The following is a 17,272-nucleotide window of genomic DNA, read 5'->3' on the forward strand; positions in this document are numbered from 1 at the left end:
TGGCCAGCACCGGGACATGCATGACCACCACACGACGAAGCTACGAGACGGGCCACAAGCCGAAATGCCTCGTCATCGTTGACGACACCGCGGAATGGGACCGCGCCGTCTATTACGCCAGCCGTTGGGCGATGCGGGTCGGCGGCGGCGTGGTGATGCTGCGGGTGATCGAGACCGAGGACCAGAACCAGCAATGGCTCGGTGTCGCCGACATCATGCGCGCGGAGGCCGAGGAAGCCGCCAATGAGGCGCTCGACCGTGCGTCCGGACGCGCCAACGGGATCGCCGCGATCACGCCGGAACGGGTGATCCGCGAGGGCGACCCGACCGAGCAGATCCTCGACGTGATCGACAAGGACGTCGATATCGCCCGGCTGGTGCTGGCGGCCAATCCCGGTGCCGAGGGGCCCGGGCCGATCATCACCACCATGGCCAAGACCATGGGCGCGTTCCCGATTCCGGTGACCATCGTGCCGGGGGGCCTGACCGATGCCGAGATCGACGCCCTGTCCTGAGCTAAGCCATTGACGCAGGCCGGGAACCGCAGTTCTGCGTCTTGATCGGTCCATTTCGGGTCGCCATCTGACTCCTTGATTTGACGCGTTTTCTCGCCGCGAGGCGGTACCACTTCGCTCGAAAACGCTATAAAGGAACCCCAACGCGCCGGCCTTGAACCGGCGACGCCGGAGACAGCAAATGTTCATTCAGACCGAAGCCACGCCCAACCCCGCGACCCTGAAGTTCATCCCGGGCCGCATGGTGCTCGACAGCGGCACCATGGAATTCTCAAGCCCGGAATCCGCCGCGCGCTCGCCGCTTGCCGAACGGCTGTTCGCCGTGCAGGGCGTCACCGGCGTGTTCTACGGCGCCGACTTCGTCACCGTGACCAAGGCGGACGGCGACTGGCAGCACCTCAAGCCCGCGATCCTCGGGGCAATCATGGAGCACTACATGTCCGGCGCGCCGCTGCTCGCCGACGGCAGTGCGGCCAGTGACGACGCGAGGGACGAGGAAGGCGAGTTCTTCGATGAAGCGGACGCCGAGACCGTCGAGCAGATCAAGGACCTGATCGAGACCCGCGTGCGTCCCGCGGTCGCCAATGACGGTGGCGACATCACTTTCCGCGGCTTCAAGGACGGCATCGTCTATCTCAACATGAAGGGCTCCTGCGCCGGCTGCCCGTCATCCACGGCGACGCTCCAGCATGGCATCCAGAACCTGCTCCGGCACTTCGTGCCCGATGTGCAGGAAGTCCGGCCGATGTAAGGAAAAGGCGAATGGTGAGTAGCGAATGGCGAATAGCGATCCACGCTGATACTCTGTTCCCTATTCCCTATTCGCTATTCGCCTCATGCTGATCCTCGCCATCGACACCGCTCTCGACGCCTGCTCCGCGGCGGTTCTCGACACATCGACGGGCAAGACCATTGCGCTCGAATCACAGGCGATGCAGCGCGGCCACGCGGAGGCGCTGATGCCGCTGATCGGGCGCGTGATGAAAGACAGCGGTATCGCCTTTGGCGCGCTCGACCGCATTGCCGTCACCACGGGTCCCGGCAGCTTCACCGGCCTGCGCGTCGGCCTCTCGGCGGCGCGCGGCATCGCGCTATCGGCGGAGAAGCCGGTGGTTGGATTGACGACGCTCGCCGCCTATGCCGCGCCCGTCGTCGCCGAAAATGGCGAGCATCCGATCCTCTCCGCCATCGATGCCAGGCATGATCACGTCTATTTCCAGGTCGTCGGTGGGGACGGCAGCCCTCTGATTAAACCGAAGGTGGCGCCGATCGCGGAGGCGCTCGAGGCCGCGCAACACAGCGCGCTGCATCTGGTCGGCAACGCGGCCAAGCTCCTCGCCGGGCGCTGGCCCGCGGACGCAGTGCCGGCGCTCAGCGTCGATGCCCAGCCCGCGCCTGACATCATTTGGGTTGGCTGGGTCGGCGCAGCGGTGGATCCGGAAACCGCGCCGCCGCGTCCTTTCTACCTGCGCGCCCCGGATGCGAAGCCGCCCAAGGATCAGCTCCAGGTCAGCGCACAGCCCGCGGCAACATGATCGGCTGGCTTTCAAGATGGTGGGGCGGCGGCACGCCTGCAGTCGAGCCCGCATCGCTGCGCGACGCAGGCCGGCTCGCGCAACTGCACGGCGCCTCGTTTCACCGCGGCTGGGGAGAAAGCGAGTTCGAGACGATGCTGACCGAGCGCAACACGCTGGTGCATCGCCTCAGGCTCGGGCGCCGGATCATCGGTTTCGCCGTCTCGCGGATGGCAGCCGACGAAGCGGAAATCCTGTCGATTGCGCTCGATTCAACCGAGCGCGGGCGTGGCCTGTCGCGCGATCTGCTGCTGACCCATCTCGGGCACCTGGCCGGCCGCGGCATCCGCACCATCTTCCTCGAGGTGGAGGAGAATAATCAGCCGGCGCGACGCCTCTACGAATGGGCCGGATTCGGTGTGATCGGCCGCCGCGAGCGTTATTACAAGCAGCCCGGCGGGGAACATTTGAACGCGCTTCTGATGCGGCGCGACTTGCCGTAACATCCGCGCGATGGCAGAACAGCCCTGCTCTGCCACCCAAGGCCCAAGAAATATGACCACGGTCAAATCCCCGCCTGCGCAAAGGAACACCGGTATCGAGGCGCGCTGCGCCGCGACCGGCATGCGCATGACCGAGCAGCGCCGCGTCATTGCGCGCGTGCTGGCGGAGGCCATGGATCACCCCGACGTCGAGGAACTGTACCGGCGCTGCGTGGCTGTCGACGACAAGATTTCGATCTCGACGGTGTACCGCACGGTGAAGCTGTTCGAGGACGCCGGCATCATCGAGCGTCACGACTTCCGCGAGGGGCGTGCGCGCTACGAGCAGATGCCCGAGAGCCATCACGACCACCTGATCAATCTGCGCGACGGCAAGGTGATCGAATTCACCTCCGAAGAGATCGAGAAGCTGCAGGCCGAGATCGCGCGCAAGCTCGGCTACAAGCTGGTCGATCACCGCCTCGAGCTTTATTGCGTCCCGCTCGACGAAGAGAGCAAGGCGTAGACTTCCAGCGCCCCGTCATTCCGGGGCGATGCGTCGGCATGGGACCTCAGATGCGCAATTGCGCATCGGGGATTCGGGGTTCGCTTCCTTTGGTCGCGCCCCGGAATGACCGCCTTGATCACTGGATTTTCGCTTCTATAGGCTATATTTGAGCCTTGGCGCCCGGATGGCGCCATTTCCACTCCGTTCCAGGGTTCCATGACGACGCCGCGCAAGCTGCACATCAAGTCCTATGGCTGCCAGATGAACGTCTACGATGCGCAACGCATGGTGGACACGCTGGCCGGCGAGGGCTTTGTCGAGACGGCAAGTGCCGATGATGCGGATCTCGTGATCCTCAACACCTGCCATATCAGGGAGAAGGCGTCGGAAAAGGTCTATTCCGAGCTCGGCCGGCTGCGCGTCGCCAAGGATGAGGCGGCACGCCAGGGCCGCGACATGAAGATCGCGGTCGCCGGCTGCGTGGCGCAGGCGGAAGGTGCTGAGATCATCCATCGCGCACCGACCGTCGACATCGTGGTCGGGCCGCAGAGCTATCACCATCTGCCGCAACTGTTGAAACGGGCCATGGAGAACGGGCGCGCGCTGGAAACCGAATTTCCGGTCGAGGACAAGTTCGGCTTCTTGCCGCAGCCCCGGCCCGACGCGATCCGCTCGCGCGGCATCTCGGCTTTCGTCACGGTGCAGGAAGGTTGCGACAAGTTCTGCACCTTCTGCGTGGTGCCGTATACGCGCGGCGCGGAAGTGTCGCGCCCGGTGGCTGACATCGTCAACGACGTCACGCAGCTCACCGACAACGGCGTGCGCGAGATCACGCTGATCGGACAGAACGTCAACGCCTATCACGGCGAAGGTCCCGACGGCCGCGCCTGGTCGCTCGGCAGATTGTTGCAGCGGCTCGCCGCACTTCCCGGCGTGGCACGGCTGCGCTATTCGACCAGCCACCCGCGCGACGTCGATGACGAGCTGATCGCGGCGCATCGCGATCTGGCCGAATTGATGCCATTCGTGCACCTGCCGGTGCAATCGGGCGCGGACCGCATCCTTGCAGCCATGAACCGCAAACATACCGCCGATGATTACCGGCGTGTCATCGACCGGTTGCGGACCGCACGCCAAGACATTGCTTTTTCATCGGATTTTATCGTCGGCTTCCCCGGGGAGACCAGGGAAGAATTTTCCGCCACCCTCGCGCTTGTCACGCAAATCGGGTACGCTGCGGCGTATTCATTCAAATATTCGCCGCGGCCAGGCACGCCGGCAGCGGAGATGCGGGAGACGGTGTCAGCGGAAGAGATGGACGAGCGCTTGGGGCGGCTTCAGGAATTGATCGACAGCCAGCAGTCGGCCTTCAATCGGGCCGCGATCGGCACAACGGTCGACGTGCTGTTCGAGCGCACCGCGCGCAATCCCGGCCAGATTGTCGGCCGTACCGCCTATCTGCAGCCCGCCCATGTGATGGCCTCGCCCGATATCATCGGCAGGGTTCTCCCGGTCAGGATCGATAGCCTCGAGCGTTACAGCCTGATCGGCGAGATTGCGGCGCAATCGCCCAATTTGCAGACGACCATTGGAGCCTGAAATCCTTGCCCAAAAGCGCATCGGATTCGTCCTCGCTTGCTCCCAGCCGCAAACCTGATCGCGACATGCAGATTCCACCCGAGACCCAGGTCGTCATCGATTTCGACGACAACCGTTCCGCCTCCGCACTGGTCGGCCCTTACGGACAGAACCTGGCCCTGATCGAGCGCCGGCTGGGGGTCGTCGTCGATTCCCGCGGCAACCATGTCACCATCGCCGGCTCGCGCGACGGCTGCGACGCGGCACGGCGAGTGCTCGAGACGCTGTACGCACAGGCCATCGAGGGCCATGATCTCGATCAGGGTGAGGTCGAGGGCGCGATTCGCGCGGTGATCGCGCAGGGATCGCTGTTCGAGTTCGACAACAAGACGGCCAAGCCGACCTTCGAGACGATCAATTTGCGCAAGCGCCCGGTGCGCGCCCGCACCGCGGCGCAGGATTCCTACATCCGCGCGCTGAAGCGGCACGAGCTGGTGTTCGGCATCGGCCCGGCCGGTACCGGAAAGACCTGGCTTGCGGTCGCGCACGCTGCGCAGCTGTTCGAGCGCAAGGAGGTCGACCGCATCATTCTGACGCGTCCTGCGGTCGAGGCCGGCGAGCGGCTCGGCTTCCTGCCCGGCGACCTCAAGGAGAAGGTCGATCCGTATCTGCGCCCGATCTATGACGCGCTGTACGACCTGATGGATGCGCGCGTTGTGGAGCGTGCATTGCAGGGCAACGAGATCGAGATCGCACCGCTGGCGTTCATGCGCGGCCGCACGCTGACCAATGCCGCGATCATCCTCGACGAAGCGCAGAATACCACGTCGATGCAGATGAAGATGTTCCTGACGCGCCTCGGCGAGAACAGCCGGATGATCGTCACCGGCGATCCCTCGCAGATCGACCTCCCGCACGGGCAGACCTCGGGGCTTGCCGAGGCGGTGAAGCTGCTCGACGGCGTCGAGGGCATCGCGCAGGTGCAATTCACCGCCGGCGACGTCATCCGCCATGAACTGGTGGCGCGCATCGTCGCCGCCTATGAGGGATTGCCGCAGCGACCGGCAAACGCCAGACCTTGAAACCATCAGCATCGGCCGCGCACCCGCGCGATGCGGGGGCCGGCCCCAACACAGATTTTGGAACCATCGTGTCCTCCATTCCCGCAACCGAGGTTCTCGTCACGGCCGCATGCTGGCAGACCGAGCCGGATGCCGAGACGGTGATCCATCGCGCCATCGAGGCGGCCGCCGGGATTGCAGACGCCGACGTCGGGGACGCCGAGCTTGCGATCATGCTGACCGATGACGCCGGAATTCGCACCCTCAACAACAACTGGCGCAACATCGACAAGCCGACCAACGTACTGTCGTTTCCGGCGCTGCAGCCGACCGGCGACAGCGGAGACGACGATGCCCCGCGCATGCTCGGCGACATCGCGATAGCTTATGAGACGACGCGGCGGGAAGCCGATGAGGAAGGCAAACCATTCGACCATCATTTGAGCCATCTTGCGGTGCATGGCTTCCTGCACCTGATCGGCTACGACCACGAGAACGATGACGATGCCGAGGACATGGAGGGTCTCGAACGCGAGATTCTCGGGCTTCTCGGCATTCCCGACCCCTATGCGGATCGGAACGACTGACATGCCGGATTCCGAACCGACCCACGACAATCCGCGCAACGTGGGCAACCTGCCCGCCGTGGTGCACGATGGCGAGGTGCAGCGGCCCGCCGCCGAGGGTTGGCTGGTGCGGGCGATCCGCACCCTGTTCGGCTGGAAGGCCGGATCGGTGCGCGACGACTTGCAGGTCGTGCTCGACGCCTCGACGCCCGACGATGTCGGCTTCTCGGCGATCGAACGCACCATGCTGCGCAACATCCTGTCGCTCAACGAGCGGCGGATCGCCGACGTCATGGTGCACCGTGCCGACATCGTCGCGGTCAAGCGCGACATTCCGCTCGGCGAGCTGATGAGCCTGTTCGAGAGCGCGGCACATTCGCGGCTGGTCGTCTACAACGAGACCCTCGACGACCCCGAGGGCATGGTACACATCCGCGACCTGCTCGCCTTCATGACGGCGAAGGCGCGCGTCAGCGACTTGACCAAGACGCGGCGCAAGAAACCGTTCCCGGCCGGCCTCGACCTCCGCTCGGTCGATCTCGCGCTGCCGCTGTCCGAAGCGCACATCATCCGCAAGCTGCTCTATATTCCGCCGTCGATGCGGGCGATCGACCTTCTGGCGCAGATGCAAGCCTCGCGCGTCCATCTCGCGCTCGTAGTGGACGAATATGGCGGCACCGACGGGCTGGTGACGATGGAGGACATCGTCGAGCAGATCGTCGGCGAGATCGACGACGAGCACGATTCCGACGAGCCGCCGGCGATCGTCCGCCAGGCCGACAACTCCTTCATTGCGGATGCGCGCGCCAGCCTCGACGATGTGCGCTCGGTGATCGGCGAGGACTTCGTCACCGGCGAGGCCGGCGAGGAGGTGGAGACGCTGGGCGGCTATCTCGTCTCCTTTGTCGGCCGCCTGCCGGTGCGGGGCGAGGTGATTTCCGGGCCCGGCAATTTCGAGGTCGAGGTGCTCGACGCCGATCCACGGCGGGTGAAGCGGCTGCGCATCACCACCCGCAAGGAGCGGCCCGCCCCGCGCAAGGAGCGCGAGCGCCGGCGCGAGCAGGCACCCGACTCCGGCACGCCGCAAGCCAATGACAACACACCGCCCGCGTCAGGCGACGGAGCGGGCCAGACGTGAGGTTCTCCGACAAACTCCGCGCCGCCGTCCTTGCGATCATCCTGACCTGGGGCTGGAAGCGCGCGGCCCTCGCGATCCTCGCAGGCGCGCTCTCGGCGCTGGCGATGGCGCCGTTCAATGCCTGGCCGGTGCTGTTTCTGACCTTTTCGGTCGCGGTCTGGCTGATCGACGGCGCGGCGGCCGGACGCTGGAACGGCGTGCCGGCGGCGGCGCTGTCCGGCTTCTGGTTCGGCCTCGGCTATTTCGTGCCGGGATTGTACTGGGTCGGCTACGCTTTCTTCGTCGACGCGCAGACCTTCGCCTGGCTGACGCCCTTCGCGGTGCTCGGCCTGCCGAGCTATCTTGCGCTGTTCACCGCCTTCGGTTTCGCGCTGGCGCGGCTGATCTGGCCACGCGACGCCTCACGCGTGCTCGCACTGGCGGCCAGCCTGACGATCGCGGAATGGCTGCGCGGCCATGTCCTGACCGGATTTCCATGGAATGCGTTCGGCTACGCGCTGAGCGAGCCGTTGGCGCTGGCACAAACTGCATCCCTGATCGGGCTATGGGGCATGACGTTTCTGGCCGTTGCGATCTTCGCGAGCCCGGCCGTGCTGATCGACGGCTCCTCGCGCGGTCGCAAGCCCTGGCGCACACCGGTAGCAGCCCTCGCGGTGCTGGCGGCGATGCTGGTGTTCGGGACGATCCGCCTGTCGCGCGAACCGACCAGGATGGTCGCCAATACCAAGCTGCGCATCATGCAGCCCGATCTGCAGCAGGACGCCAAGTTCAACTACTCCGCCAAGGCGGAGGTGATGCAGAGGTACCTTACATTGTCGGACAGGGCGTCCGGCCCGCAATCGACCGGCGTGCGCGATGCGAACATCCTGATCTGGCCGGAATCCGCGTTTCCATTCTTCCTGACGCGGGAAGCGGATGCGATGGCGCAGATCGCCGATCTGCTACCCAAGGGAACCGTACTGATCACCGGCTCGGTGCGGGCGCCCGACCTGCCGCCCGGTGTCCGCATCACACGTGCCTACAATTCGATCTATGTGATCGACCATGACGGCAGCGTGCTCTCGATCTACGACAAGTTGCACCTGGTGCCGTTCGGCGAGTTTCTGCCGTTCCAGGAGTGGATGGAGAAGCTCGGCTTCGTGCAGCTCACCAAGGTGACGGGCGGCTTCATCCCGGGCACGATCCGGCGAACGCTCGACGTCCCGGGTGCGCCGCGCGCATTGCCCCTGATCTGCTACGAGGCGATCTTCCCCGGCAGCATCGTCAGCCGCGACGACCGTCCCGGCTGGATCATCAACGTCACCAATGACGGCTGGTTCGGACTCTCGACCGGCCCCTACCAGCACCTGCAACAGGCCCGGATGCGCTCGATCGAGGAAGGCCTTCCCATGGTGCGCGCCGCCAATACGGGCATATCAGCGGTAATCGATCCCGTCGGGCGGATTGTGGCGCATCTCGGACTCGGCATCGAAGGTGTGCTCGACGCCGGCCTGCCGTCGGCCATCGCGCCGACGATCTATGCGCGCATCGGGAATATTCCGGCCGCTGTGATTGTAATCGTTGCCCTGGCAATCGTGCTGCGGCGACGTTTCCTCAGGCGGAAAGCCTGACGACTGCATATTGACGGTTGTCGTCAGACGCCGGAAAAGGGGTCGAAATTCGCCTCTTCGCGATTCCACCAGTTGACAGATTGACCGTACACTTCGCATTGTACGGTCCCGAGCAAAATCAGAAGTCCAGTCAGCAATTTGCGCAAATTGTCCGCATTTCGTCCCGATCCTCCTCGCAGGATTTGACGGCACCGGCGCCTGAGGCATACTCCGCTTCCAACCCGCGGGCGCGCAAATCCCTAGGAGAGTTGGAGATGTCGACCAAAGCGCCCAACCCTGTTGACAAATATGTCGGCAGCCGCGTCCGCATGCGACGCATCATGCTGGGCATGAGTCAGGAGAAACTGGGCGAGGCGCTCGGCCTGACCTTCCAGCAGGTTCAAAAATACGAAAAGGGCACCAATCGTGTCGGTGCCAGCCGGCTGCAACAAATCTCCGAGATCCTTCAGGTGCCGGTCTCGTTCCTGTTCGACGGCGGCCCGAGCGGGGTCCGGACCGCCGACGGTTTCAGCGAGGGCTCCTCGCCGGCCTATGTCTCCGATTTTCTTGCCACCGCCGAGGGCCTGGCGCTGACCCGCGCCTTCACCCGAATCACCGACGCCAAGCTCCGCCGCAGCATCGTCGAGCTGGTCGAGCAGATCGCCGCGCGCGAGGCAGCGGACCGGCCCTGAGCTCGATCATATCGGTTTGAGGGATCGCCAAATCTGGACTATGTCATCCGGCGCGCCCGAGCATGCTCCGGAAAAATGCAAGCCGGTTTTCCGACGAGATCGTGCTCGAAAGCAAATGCGATCGTGCGCATGCGCGCAATGACAATCACATCCGCGAGGCGTCAGTGGTGGCCATGTCCAGCAATCCGTTTGAAGCAACAGCGATCCTCGACGGCATCCGCCGCTGGGTCGAGATCGAGTCTCCGACGGAGCGGCCCGATCAGGTCAACAAGCTCGCCGATCTCGTCGCTTCCGGCTATCGCGACCTGCCGGCGGATGTCGAGCGTGTTGCAGGACGCGACGGCTGCGGCGATCATCTGGCGGCGCGCTCGTCATGGGGCCAGGACGCGCCGGGCATCCTGGTGCTGAGCCATATCGATACCGTTCACCCGATGGGGTTCATCCAGCGCCTGCCGTTCAAGGTCGAGGGCGACAGCGCGTTCGGCCCCGGCATCTACGACATGAAAGGCGGCGCCTATCTCGCCTATCATGCCTTCCGGCAAATCTGCACCGACGCGGCTCGCGCGCCGCTCGGCATCACGCAGCTCTACGTTTCGGACGAGGAGATTGGCAGTCCGACCTCGCGGGCGCTGATCGAGGCCGAGGGCCGCAAGGCAAAGTATGTGCTGGTCACCGAGCCGGCGCGCGACGGCGGCAGGATCGTCACCGGACGCAAGGGTGTGGCGCGCTTCGACGTGGTCATCAAGGGCGTGCCGGCGCACGCCGGCGCACGCCCGGAGGACGGCCGCAGCGCGATCCACGAGCTCGGCAATGTGATCCAGGCGCTGGCGGCGATGAACGACCTCAAGCGCGGCATCACCGTCAATGTTGGCGTCGTCAAGGGTGGAACCAAGCCGAATGTGATCGCGGAAGAGGCCATCGCGGAAGTCGATCTGCGAGTACCGAGCATCGCCGCCGCCGAGGAGCTGGTGCCGAGAATCCTCGGGCTGACATCACGCACCGAGGGCGTCAGCGTGACGGTGACGGGTGAATTGAACCGTCCGCCCTATGAGAAGAGCAACGCCGGCGCCGCACTCTTCGAGCACGCCAGGGGACTCGCCGCCGAGATCGGCTTCGATCTCGTCGACGTCTTCACCGGCGGCGGCTCCGACGGCAATTTCACCGCGCCACACACCGCGACCCTCGATGGCCTCGGAGTCGACGGCAAGGGCGCGCATACCCATTACGAGCAGCTCTACGTCTCGTCGATCGAGCCGCGGGCGCGGCTGCTGTATCGCCTCTACCAGACCTTGCGATGATCTCAGCACCGCGCGATGCCGGCGATCACGAGGCGCCACCGGATGACGGCGCGGTCGCGCATTCGCGCGGCGCGTTTTTTGGCCGGCGCAAGGGCCACAAACTACGCTCGCACCAGGCCGACCTGGTCGACAATCTCCTGCCGCACCTCGCGGTCGATATCAACGCGCCAGCACCGGACAGGCTCACCGAACTGTTCGATGACGGCATCGAGCATGTCAGGCTCGAGATCGGGTTCGGCGGCGGCGAACATCTGATCGCCGAGGCACAGGCGTTTCCGAACGTCGGCTTCATCGGCTGCGAGCCCTATGTCAACGGCATGGCCAAGATCCTGACCCAGATCGAGGCCCGGAATGTCGGCAATGTCAGGCTGTTCGCGGGCGATGCCGCCGAGTTGCTGGCGTGGGCGCCGGCGCGCTCGCTCGCCCGGATCGACCTGATCCATCCTGACCCCTGGCCGAAGCGGCGGCACTGGAAGCGGCGCTTCGTGCAGGATGCAACGGTCGCGGCGATGGCGCGCATCATCAAATTCGGCGGCGAGTTCCGTTTCGTCAGCGACATCGACGACTACTGCGCCTGGACGCTGGCGCACCTGATGCGTGCACCGGAGTTTGCGTGGCTCGCCGAGCGCGCGATCGACTGGCAGTCGCCGTGGCCGGACTACACCATGACGCGCTACGGCGCGAAGGCCGAGCGCGAGGGACGGAAGGCGGCGTATCTGCGGTTTCGAAGACTCTGACGTCTCGCCATGCCCGGCTAGGACGCCGGCTATTGGTTGGCCAACCGCGCCTTCTTGGCATCGGTTGCTTCCCACACCATGCGCTTGCCGCGCTCGCGGCCCAGGAGCTCGATCGGATCGCGGTTGTCGATGTGGCCGAACTGGCCCTTGTAGACGCTGTAGCCGCACAGCTCCTGCAAACGGCGCGGAAAGCGGCTTGCGACCTCGCGGGGAATGCCGAGCTGCAAATTCTCCTGCTGGCGCATCCAGCCCCAGCAATAGGCGCAGGAGAAGGCAAAGCGCCTGTCAGCGCTGGTGTTGGCGCCGCCGCCGTGCCACAGCGCGCTGTCGAACAGCATCACGCTGCCCACCGGCATGGTCGCGGTGACGGCGTCGTAATCCTTGCCGTAGTCCGGCGACGAATCGAATTTATGGCTGCCCGGGATGATCCGCGTCGCACCATTGTCGTCGCGGAAGTCCGACACCGCCCAGATCGCGTTGATCGTGATCGGAATATGCGGCCGCGGCAGCGGGATCAGCTGGGTGTCCTCGTGGATCGGCTGCGCTTCCTGTCCTGGACCCAGCACCAGCGAACAGAACGACGAGAGCAGGCATTCCCTGTCCAGCACGCGCTCGACCACCGGCAGCACATTCTCGTGCAGCGGCACCTCCCAGAACAGGTCATCATAGGTCAGGAGGTTGTTGATGCGCAGCGTCTTGAACCCCTCGAACGAGGTCCGGGCAAGTCCGAGCTCGTGCTCGCGCTCGATCCGCAGCACCGCCTGCTTCAATCCCTCGACCAGTTCGGGCGAGGCGGCGCGCTCGATCACGCTGTATCCGTCCTCGCGGATCCGTTCGGCGTGCGATTGAATGTCGGCGTCCGTCAGCATGTCGTTCTCCCAAATGGCGCTGTGTCGCGCCTTGCGCGGGAGCATAGTGGGCGATGCGGAGCCTTGAAAAGTCCTTTGATGACGGAGCTCAGTGCGACTTCCAGAAATCCACGACGCGCTGGGCGGTCGACGGCATCAGGCGGGCGAAATTCAGCCGCGCGCCTTCGATGTCGGCGGGTGATACGGTCCGGTTCGGCCCGAGCCGCATCAGGATCAGCGCGCGCACCGTCGGCCATTCCAGGCCGATCGTCTTGGCCGCGAGCAGGATCGGATCATAGCGATCGCCGCTGATCAGGCGGTCGAGGGTCGTGACCTTCACGCCGGTCATCGTGGCGAGCGCCGCGACCGCTTCTTCGTACTTGAACGCCCTGGCGAAGTTGAGCAACGCGCTTTCCGACAATCGACCGGCACGATGCAACGCCATCACGGTGCGTTGTGCCAGCGTAAAATCGCGGCGGCTTTCGGGCTGCTCGGTCGCGCCGGTGATTTCGTGCATCGCCTTGTTGATCGCGACCTGCCGGTCGGGCCTCGCCACGGTGAACAGGCGGCGGCGGACAACATCGATCGATCCCTCGAGCAGGCTCTTGAGATGTTCGGGCGGAAGATCATCGCGCTGGCCGATCCTCAGCGTCAGCACGCCATCCATGTGGGCGCGCTTGACCAACGTCGAAAAGCCGACGTTCGAAAACGCTGCGCCGGCGTTGCTGGCGGCGCGGCGGATCACGTCGCGATCGCCGCGCTCGACCAGGACGTCGGTCAGCGCGGTCGAGAGCCTCGGGCGCTCGGCCATCGCGAGCAGATGGCCCTGTCCCTTGGCCCTGGCGATCTCGACCAGCACCTTGTCGTCGATGACTGGCGACCGGCGCAGCAGCGGGCCCGCGATCGCAATCTCGTCCTCATGCGCGAGCTGGCCGACGAGATGCAGGGGCGCATTGGCAAGCAGCGAGAGCCGTTCGGCCAGATCGATCCGCGCCGCCAGCTCGGCATGCGGAACCAGGCTGGTCAGCACGCCATCGAACAGAGCGACATGGTCGGGACGGAAGTTCGCCGCGCCTTGCAGGAACAGCTCGCTGAGCCGCCGCGCGGCATCGGCACGGCGTTTGGGGTCGCCGCGGCGGACGATCTCGTCGAGTTCCGGGATCAGCGCAAGGGCTGTCGTCATAAGCCTATCCAAACCAGCGGCTTGGGCCGGTTTGGGAGGCAATCTAGGTCCCGTTCGTAAACGGAGGGTTAGACCGGATCGCACCCCGGGTGAGCGGCAAAATCGGGCGCCTCCGTGTCCGAAGGCCTTGCCGGGCCCGGGCAAAAGCGCTATATCAGCGGCAACTTATGGTATCTCATACGATCGCGTATCGAGAGTGGGCCCCCCGGGACCCGCTCTTTTTTGTTACCTGAAGGGACCCGGCGGGACTGGGCCTCGTTTGGGTAGCGTTAGCGGCCCCTTAAGGCCGATCGAGCAACACGACAGACCTCAAGCTGCCTTTGACACTGCATATGACCGATCCGACCGCCACGTCCGTGGACGCCGAACTGCTCAGCGAGCCGCGGCTCGTCATCGAGCCGGGAGTGGCGGCGCGCGTGGCCGCGGTCGCCGCGCCCGTGCTGCAAGGCATGGGCTATCGCCTGGTCCGCATCAAGGTGTCGGGCGACGCCGGCTGCACCGTGCAGATCATGGCGGAGCGGCCCGATGGCTCGATGCAGCTCGAGGATTGCGAGGCGATCTCGCGCGCATTGTCGCCGGTGCTCGACGTCGCCGATCCGATCGAGCGCGCCTACCGGCTCGAGATCTCGTCGCCGGGTATCGACCGTCCGCTTGTGCGGCGTTCCGATTTCGAGCGCTATACCGGGCATCTCGTGAAGATCGAGATGGCGGTGGCGCATCAGGGCCGCAAGCGGTTCCGCGGCCTGCTCGCCGGCGTCGATGGCAATGCAGTGCGCGTCAAGCGCGACGATCCGCGTGCCGATGAGGACGCCGAGCTCCTTCTGGTGATGGAGGACATCTCGGATGCGCGGCTCGTGCTGACCGACGAGCTGATCGAGGAATCGATGCGCCGCGGCAAGGCCGCCGAGCGCGAATTGCGCCGCGAGCTTGGCCTCGCGCGGCCGCAGCCGGCGCATGCGAGGAACAGCGATCCCGCGAAGAGCCAGAAGCCGAAACCGAAGCCCGGCAAGAAGCCGGCCCCGACCAACACCAAGAAACATCGCCTGGCCGCCGGACGCGCGCGCCGCGGCGAGACCGATCCATCCGAAGGAGACTAGCCATGGCCGTCAGCGCCAACAAACTCGAACTGCTGCAGATCGCAGACGCAGTTGCGCGCGAAAAGTCGATCGACCGCTCCATCGTGATCGCGGCGATGGAGGATGCCATCGCCAAGGCGGCGCGCGCCCGCTACGGCAGCGAGACCGACGTTCATGCCGAGATCGACGCCAAGAAGGGCGAGCTTCGCCTGTCGCGTCACATGCTGGTGGTCGACGTGGTCGAGAATTCTTCGAACCAGATTTCTCTGGTCGACGCCCAGCGCATGAACCCCGGCGCCCAGGTCGGCGACACCATCGCCGACACGCTGCCGCCGCTTGAATATGGCCGCATCGCCGCCCAATCCGCCAAGCAGGTGATCGTGCAGAAGGTGCGCGAGGCCGAACGCGACCGGCAGTACCAGGAATTCAAGGACCGCATCGGCGACATCGTCAACGGCGTCGTCAAGCGCGTCGAATATGGCAGCGTGATCGTCGACCTCGGCCGCGGCGAAGCCATCGTGCGCCGCGACGAGATGCTGCCCCGCGAGGTGTTCCGCAACGGCGACCGCGTCCGCGCCTATATCTTCGACGTCCGTCGCGAGACCCGCGGACCGCAGATCTTCCTGTCCCGCACCCATCCGCAGTTCATGGCGAAGCTGTTCGCGCAGGAGGTGCCCGAGATCTATGACGGCATCGTCGAGATCAAGGCGGTGGCCCGCGACCCCGGCTCGCGCGCCAAGATCGGCGTGATCTCGCGCGATTCCTCGGTCGACCCGGTCGGCGCCTGCGTCGGCATGCGCGGCTCGCGCGTGCAGGCCGTGGTGAACGAGCTGCAGGGCGAGAAGATCGACATCATTCCGTGGTCGCCCGACATCGCGACCTTCGTCGTCAACGCGCTGGCGCCGGCCGAAGTCGCCAAGGTCGTGATCGATGAGGATCGCGAGCGGATCGAGGTCGTGGTTCCCGACACCAACAACCAGCTTTCGCTGGCGATCGGCCGCCGCGGCCAGAACGTGCGCCTCGCCTCGCAGCTCACCGGATGGGACATCGACATCCTGACCGAGCAGGAAGAATCCGAGCGCCGCCAGGCCGACTTCGAGAATTCGACCCGCGTGTTCATGGAAGCGCTCAATGTCGACGAGGTGGTCGGCCAGTTGCTGGCGTCCGAAGGCTTCACCTCGGTCGAGGAACTCGCGCTGGTCGACGTCAAGGAACTCGCCGGCATCGAGGGTTTCGACGAGGAGACCGCAACCGAGCTGCAGAACCGGGCCCGCGAATATCTCGAGCAGCTCGAGGCCGAGCTGGAGGCCAAGCGCAAGGAACTCGGCGTCGAGGATGCCATGAAGGACGTGCCCGGCGTGACCTCGAAGATGCTGGTGAAGCTCGGCGAGAACGACGTGAAGACCGTCGAAGACCTCGCCGGCTGCGCCACCGACGATCTGGTCGGCTGGACCGAGCGCAAGGAAGGCGGCGAGCCGACCAAGCATGCCGGATTCCTCGACGGCGTCGAGATCTCGCGCGACGACGCCGAGGCCATGATCATGCAGGCGCGCCTCAAGGCCGGCTGGATCACCGAGGCCGATCTCGCCAGGCCGGCCGCCGAGGCCGACGTGGCCGAAGAACCGGCGGCGTAGCGCGCGTTCCGCAGATGTGGAGACCGGCCTTGCGACAAGAACTCGCACCAAATGAGTAGGGAGATGGCCACCGGATGCTCGCTCAGGCTGACCCCGATCTCGACGATGGGCCGCGGACGCAGAAGTCCGCGACCACGCGGATGTGCGCGGTTAGCCGCGAGGTGCGTCCGATCGACGAGTTGATCCGGTTCGTCGTCGCGCCCACCGGCGAGGTGGTGCCGGATCTCAAGCGCAAGCTGCCCGGCCGGGGATTATGGGTTTCCGCATCGCGGCGCAGCATTGCGGAAGCAGTCCGCCGTCACCAATTTAGCAAGGGATTCAAGCGTGATGTCCGCGTCGCGCCGACCCTTCCCGCCGATACCGAGACCCTTTTGGTGCGCAGCGTCACCGAGGCCTTGGCGATGGCTGCCAAGGCCGGCCAGGTCGTGTCGGGCTTCGGCAAGGTCGAGGACGCGCTCAAGGCGGGCGAAACCGCAGCCCTGATCCACGCTTCCGACGGCGCCGCCGACGGAATCCGCAAATTGGACGCGATCGTCAGGCAAAGGGGCGAAAAACGTGGTGAATCGCCGGTAATCGCCGCCGTCAATGTTTTGACGTCGGCAGAATTGGATTTGGCACTTGGGCGGTCAAATGTGATACATGCTGCGCTGCTCGCGGGCCCGGCGAGCAAGACGTTCCTGTCGCGCTGCCAGTTGCTGGTCCGATACCGGATGGCCGACGACGACAAGACCGCCGAAGCGGCCAGAAATTCCAGAGCCTGATCCGGAGAGGCGGATACCGCCTTTCCAACATGATCATGCTCAACAAAAGACGACGAGTTGAAGGATTTGTGCGGTAAACGCACAGCGAAACG

18 protein-coding genes are annotated in these 17,272 nt (G+C 65.3%); 16 read left to right on the forward strand and 2 right to left on the reverse strand.

All coding sequences use genetic code 11. From position 1 onward, the window contains the following. Positions 1-20 precede the first annotated feature (20 nt). The 13 genes from JQ586_RS02525 (at position 21) to JQ586_RS02585 (ending at position 11,678) form a co-directional block, all read left to right on the forward strand. Positions 21-515, forward strand: a complete 495-nt coding sequence (locus tag JQ586_RS02525) for a universal stress protein (RefSeq protein ID WP_212392889.1) — start codon at positions 21-23, stop codon at positions 513-515. Between the two features lie 181 nt (positions 516-696). Beyond that, the gene (locus JQ586_RS02530) at positions 697-1,266 is read left to right on the forward strand and encodes a NifU family protein (protein ID WP_212392890.1); all 570 of its coding nucleotides are present in this window, start codon (positions 697-699) and stop codon (positions 1,264-1,266) included. A gap of 85 nt (positions 1,267-1,351) precedes the next feature. Beyond that, positions 1,352-2,050, forward strand: coding sequence for a tRNA (adenosine(37)-N6)-threonylcarbamoyltransferase complex dimerization subunit type 1 TsaB (gene tsaB, locus JQ586_RS02535; RefSeq protein ID WP_212392891.1), 699 nt, complete (start codon positions 1,352-1,354; stop codon positions 2,048-2,050). Then, positions 2,047-2,532, forward strand: coding sequence for a ribosomal protein S18-alanine N-acetyltransferase (gene rimI / locus JQ586_RS02540; RefSeq protein ID WP_212392892.1), 486 nt, complete (start codon positions 2,047-2,049; stop codon positions 2,530-2,532). The genes tsaB and rimI overlap by 4 nt, the downstream gene beginning before the upstream one ends. 52 nt (positions 2,533-2,584) lie before the next feature. Further along, a complete protein-coding gene (locus JQ586_RS02545; RefSeq protein ID WP_212392893.1) occupies positions 2,585-3,037 on the forward strand; it encodes a Fur family transcriptional regulator in 453 nt (150 codons plus the stop codon). 198 nt (positions 3,038-3,235) lie between these two features. Further along, positions 3,236-4,618: a tRNA (N6-isopentenyl adenosine(37)-C2)-methylthiotransferase MiaB gene (gene miaB, locus JQ586_RS02550; protein ID WP_212392894.1), complete on the forward strand. Its 1,383-nt coding sequence runs from the start codon at positions 3,236-3,238 to the stop codon at positions 4,616-4,618. A gap of 5 nt (positions 4,619-4,623) precedes the next feature. Then, a complete protein-coding gene (locus tag JQ586_RS02555; protein ID WP_212392895.1) occupies positions 4,624-5,679 on the forward strand; it encodes a PhoH family protein in 1,056 nt (351 codons plus the stop codon). 68 nt (positions 5,680-5,747) lie between these two features. Beyond that, on the forward strand, positions 5,748-6,245 hold the full coding sequence (ybeY, locus tag JQ586_RS02560) for an rRNA maturation RNase YbeY (RefSeq protein WP_212392896.1): 498 nt from the start codon (positions 5,748-5,750) through the stop codon (positions 6,243-6,245). Between the two features lies 1 nt (position 6,246). Further along, positions 6,247-7,362, forward strand: coding sequence for a hemolysin family protein (locus JQ586_RS02565; RefSeq protein ID WP_212392897.1), 1,116 nt, complete (start codon positions 6,247-6,249; stop codon positions 7,360-7,362). Next, a complete protein-coding gene (gene lnt, locus JQ586_RS02570) occupies positions 7,359-8,972 on the forward strand; it encodes an apolipoprotein N-acyltransferase (RefSeq protein ID WP_212392898.1) in 1,614 nt (537 codons plus the stop codon). The genes JQ586_RS02565 and lnt overlap by 4 nt, the downstream gene beginning before the upstream one ends. A gap of 254 nt (positions 8,973-9,226) precedes the next feature. Further along, positions 9,227-9,643 (forward strand): helix-turn-helix domain-containing protein, encoded by a 417-nt coding sequence (locus tag JQ586_RS02575; protein ID WP_212392899.1) that lies wholly within the window; start codon positions 9,227-9,229, stop codon positions 9,641-9,643. 173 nt (positions 9,644-9,816) lie between these two features. Beyond that, positions 9,817-10,941 (forward strand): M20 family metallopeptidase, encoded by a 1,125-nt coding sequence (locus JQ586_RS02580; RefSeq protein WP_212393009.1) that lies wholly within the window; start codon positions 9,817-9,819, stop codon positions 10,939-10,941. Then, entirely contained in the window at positions 10,938-11,678 is a 741-nt protein-coding gene (locus JQ586_RS02585) for a tRNA (guanine(46)-N(7))-methyltransferase TrmB (protein WP_212392900.1), read from the forward strand. Before JQ586_RS02580 ends, JQ586_RS02585 begins: the two co-directional genes overlap by 4 nt. A 29-nt stretch (positions 11,679-11,707) precedes the next feature. On the opposite strand, the gene JQ586_RS02590 is transcribed toward JQ586_RS02585, so the two are convergent. Together JQ586_RS02590 and JQ586_RS02595 are read right to left on the reverse strand one after the other, a co-directional pair. Continuing rightward, a complete protein-coding gene (locus tag JQ586_RS02590) occupies positions 11,708-12,547 on the reverse strand; it encodes a phytanoyl-CoA dioxygenase family protein (RefSeq protein ID WP_212392901.1) in 840 nt (279 codons plus the stop codon). Positions 12,548-12,635: 88 nt separating this feature from the next. After that, a complete protein-coding gene (locus JQ586_RS02595) occupies positions 12,636-13,709 on the reverse strand; it encodes a DUF2336 domain-containing protein (RefSeq protein WP_212392902.1) in 1,074 nt (357 codons plus the stop codon). A gap of 332 nt (positions 13,710-14,041) precedes the next feature. Between JQ586_RS02595 and rimP the strand changes: the two genes are divergently transcribed. From rimP to JQ586_RS02610, 3 genes are all read left to right on the forward strand, one after another. After that, complete coding sequence (rimP, locus tag JQ586_RS02600) at positions 14,042-14,806, forward strand: ribosome maturation factor RimP (protein ID WP_212392903.1); 765 nt, start codon at positions 14,042-14,044, stop codon at positions 14,804-14,806. A 2-nt stretch (positions 14,807-14,808) separates the two neighbouring features. Then, entirely contained in the window at positions 14,809-16,419 is a 1,611-nt protein-coding gene (gene nusA / locus JQ586_RS02605) for a transcription termination factor NusA (protein WP_212392904.1), read from the forward strand. Positions 16,420-16,493: 74 nt separating this feature from the next. Then, on the forward strand, positions 16,494-17,180 hold the full coding sequence (locus JQ586_RS02610) for an RNA-binding protein (RefSeq protein ID WP_212392905.1): 687 nt from the start codon (positions 16,494-16,496) through the stop codon (positions 17,178-17,180). Positions 17,181-17,272: the final 92 nt, after the last annotated feature.

This window comes from Bradyrhizobium jicamae, assembly GCF_018130215.1.
GTDB lineage: Bacteria > Pseudomonadota > Alphaproteobacteria > Rhizobiales > Xanthobacteraceae > Bradyrhizobium > Bradyrhizobium jicamae_A.

Bases quoted from the DNA above. Each gene is read 5' to 3' on its own strand.
- JQ586_RS02525 (WP_212392889.1), top strand. From the start codon at position 21: ATGACCACCACACGACGAAGCTACGAGACGGGCCACAAGCCGAAATGC.
- JQ586_RS02590 (WP_212392901.1), bottom strand. From the start codon at position 12,547: ATGCTGACGGACGCCGACATTCAATCGCACGCCGAACGGATCCGCGAG.
- JQ586_RS02610 (WP_212392905.1), top strand. From the start codon at position 16,494: ATGCTCGCTCAGGCTGACCCCGATCTCGACGATGGGCCGCGGACGCAG.
- rimI (WP_212392892.1), top strand. From the start codon at position 2,047: ATGATCGGCTGGCTTTCAAGATGGTGGGGCGGCGGCACGCCTGCAGTC.
- tsaB (WP_212392891.1), top strand. From the start codon at position 1,352: ATGCTGATCCTCGCCATCGACACCGCTCTCGACGCCTGCTCCGCGGCG.
- JQ586_RS02565 (WP_212392897.1), top strand. From the start codon at position 6,247: ATGCCGGATTCCGAACCGACCCACGACAATCCGCGCAACGTGGGCAAC.
- JQ586_RS02595 (WP_212392902.1), bottom strand. From the start codon at position 13,709: ATGACGACAGCCCTTGCGCTGATCCCGGAACTCGACGAGATCGTCCGC.
- JQ586_RS02545 (WP_212392893.1), top strand. From the start codon at position 2,585: ATGACCACGGTCAAATCCCCGCCTGCGCAAAGGAACACCGGTATCGAG.
- JQ586_RS02575 (WP_212392899.1), top strand. From the start codon at position 9,227: ATGTCGACCAAAGCGCCCAACCCTGTTGACAAATATGTCGGCAGCCGC.
- nusA (WP_212392904.1), top strand. From the start codon at position 14,809: ATGGCCGTCAGCGCCAACAAACTCGAACTGCTGCAGATCGCAGACGCA.
- JQ586_RS02580 (WP_212393009.1), top strand. From the start codon at position 9,817: ATGTCCAGCAATCCGTTTGAAGCAACAGCGATCCTCGACGGCATCCGC.
- JQ586_RS02530 (WP_212392890.1), top strand. From the start codon at position 697: ATGTTCATTCAGACCGAAGCCACGCCCAACCCCGCGACCCTGAAGTTC.
- rimP (WP_212392903.1), top strand. From the start codon at position 14,042: ATGACCGATCCGACCGCCACGTCCGTGGACGCCGAACTGCTCAGCGAG.
- JQ586_RS02585 (WP_212392900.1), top strand. From the start codon at position 10,938: ATGATCTCAGCACCGCGCGATGCCGGCGATCACGAGGCGCCACCGGAT.
- miaB (WP_212392894.1), top strand. From the start codon at position 3,236: ATGACGACGCCGCGCAAGCTGCACATCAAGTCCTATGGCTGCCAGATG.